Consider the following 1,650-nt stretch of genomic DNA (forward strand, 5'->3'; position numbering starts at 1 on the left):
CCCGTACGATGTTCCGACATGGACCAGCAGCACCCCCCGCACAACCCGGGCTTCGGCCCACCGCCGCCCGGCTTCACGCCCCCGCCTCCGCCTGCGTACGCGCCGGGCGCCCAGGTCCCGGCCCACCACCAGGACATGGGCCCGGCCCCGTTCCCGGAGTTCCTGGCGTCCGACCGGCACAATGCGGTCGTCATCGATGAGGGCGGTACGCATCTTGAACAGAACGGTGTCTCCATTGAGTTCACCTGGCCGGAGATCCGCACCATCCACTACACCGGACAGTTCGGCTGGCTCCTGGTCGGCGTCATGCACACCGACGGCCGGTTCTACGAGTGCCGGGTGGCGGCCAAGCGCCAGGGTCGGCTGCATGAGTGGCTCACCGAGATAGCCCCGGTGGTCGGCTACTACCTGACGCCTCCGGGAGCTGCGGGATAGGCAGCTGCGGGATAGGCAGCTGTGGGATGGGCGGCTGTGGGATGGGCGGCTGTCGAGCTCGGCAGCTGTGGGCTCGGCAGTTGTGAGTTGAGCAGTGCCGTCCCGGCCGGTGTCGGCGCGTGCAGCGCCGTGTTGCGGTGCCGGGCCGTCGTGATCAGGTTGGCCGAGCGCAGCACGGTGGCGTGTTCGCTGGCGCTGGCCGGAGAGATACCGGCGTGTTCGGCGAGCTCCGTGGTGGTGCAGCCGGGGCGATCGGTGATGACGCAGAGGACCGTGGCGCGGGTCCTGCCGAGCAGCGCAGACAGTGAGCGCGGCACCGTGGTGAGCGCGGCGGCGGTCGCCATCGCGGACAGTACGGGGCGGTCGTCGGTCCGGATCGGATAGGTCACCCAGGGCTGCGGTTCGGCGGCGTCGTTGATCGTGGAGCAGTCGGAACCGAAGAGGCTGGGAATCAGCAGGAGACCGCGCCCCTCCAGTTTGATGTCACCGCTCATGCCCGACGCCATCTTCAGCTCCAGCGTCGGATGGCGCCAGCGGATGCGGGGCGGGTTGAGCCCGCTCAGCACCCGGTCCATGCCGCCCTCCGCGAGTTGGCGCATCCGCAGCGCGTGGTCCGCGGCGGCGAGGGAGACGATCTCGGGCCAGTAAGGCCTGATGATCTCGCGGTGCGCGTGCTCCACGGTGTCGACGAGTTGCCGCTGCAGACCCCGATCCTCGTCCAGCTCGCGCGTCCACGCGGGCACGGACGTCTGGTGCGCGGCCCAGAGGTTCAGGTCCTCGCGGATCTGCCGGGTGGGGGTCGCCCGCACCTTGTCGAGCAGCGTGTCCGGATGGCCGGGGTCCGCGGGGGTGAGGAAGTCCACCGACCATCCCGTCGCGGGGATGAGCGGGAACAGCATCCGTGTGTTCGGGGACAGCCGGGACAGCGCCGTACGCCGCCAGGTTCCGAAACGCGCCGGATGGCTGCGTTCCTGGAGCAGCCGGACGGCGATCGCCAACTCCACCAGGGGCCTGGGGTCATGGGCGATACGGGTCCGGGCCAGGTCCTGTGCGGTGAAGTGGATGCGGAGCGTCACGTGTCGGATTGTCTCCGGTTCGTCGTTCTTCGGGCTACGCCGAAACAGGTCGATGTCCAGATGAGGGCCGGTGGAAGCTGGTCAGGCGTCGGCGGGCACGGGGGTCCCGCCGACGCCCGCACGCCCGGGCGGACCCACC

At 70.1% G+C, this 1,650-nt stretch carries 2 protein-coding genes; one reads left to right on the plus strand and one right to left on the minus strand.

Annotated features, from left to right (window positions below):
• Window positions 1–18: 18 nt before the first annotated feature.
• Complete coding sequence (locus U9R90_RS36070) at window positions 19–435, plus strand: hypothetical protein (protein WP_411061708.1); 417 nt, start codon at window positions 19–21, stop codon at window positions 433–435.
• Here the strand turns inward: U9R90_RS36070 and U9R90_RS36075 are convergent.
• Complete coding sequence (locus tag U9R90_RS36075; RefSeq protein WP_411061710.1) at window positions 405–1,511, minus strand: ArsR/SmtB family transcription factor; 1,107 nt, start codon at window positions 1,509–1,511, stop codon at window positions 405–407. The genes U9R90_RS36070 and U9R90_RS36075 overlap by 31 nt on opposite strands.
• Window positions 1,512–1,650: the final 139 nt, after the last annotated feature.

The sequence above is a fragment of the Streptomyces sp. E11-3 genome (genome assembly GCF_046540415.1).
In the GTDB taxonomy this organism is placed as follows: Bacteria; Actinomycetota; Actinomycetes; order Streptomycetales; family Streptomycetaceae; genus Streptomyces.

Excerpts from the sequence above, each read along its gene's own strand:
- U9R90_RS36070 (WP_411061708.1), top strand. The coding sequence starts at position 19 with ATGGACCAGCAGCACCCCCCGCACAACCCGGGCTTCGGCCCACCGCCG.